The 408-nt window shown below is 62.5% G+C and carries 1 protein-coding gene; it reads left to right on the forward strand.

Going from position 1 to position 408, the window contains the following annotated elements:
• Positions 1-408, forward strand: a 408-nt coding sequence (locus NMG70_RS31730) for a helix-turn-helix domain-containing protein (protein WP_254028139.1), incomplete at both ends; no start/stop codon positions are given.

The following is a 408-nucleotide window of genomic DNA, read 5'->3' on the forward strand; positions in this document are numbered from 1 at the left end:
GGAGTGCAACCTTATGGACGAGCGTCTCAAATTCGTAGCGCGGCTTCTGGATGGCGAGAAGATGGCGGTGGTCTGCCGGGAGTTCGGGATCTCGCGCAAGACCGGCTACAAGCTCATCAATCGCTACAATGACAGCGGGCTGGAAGGGCTGACTGACCGCTCACGGCGGCCTTACCGGCACGCCAATCAGCTTCCTTTCCAAATCGAGAAGCTGATTGTGCGTGCCAAGCAGGACAAGCCCAACTGGGGCGCGCCGAAGATCAGGGAGCGATTGGTGCGGCTCTATCCGGACGTTCATTGTCCGGCGATCTCGACGGTGCATGCGGTGCTCGACCGCCACGGCTTGGTCAAGCGCCGCAAGCGGCGACGCAACAGGGCCACGGGAACGCCGCTGTCTCACGTCGCCGC

The organism is Mesorhizobium ventifaucium (assembly GCF_935822925.1).
GTDB lineage: Bacteria > Pseudomonadota > Alphaproteobacteria > Rhizobiales > Rhizobiaceae > Mesorhizobium > Mesorhizobium ventifaucium.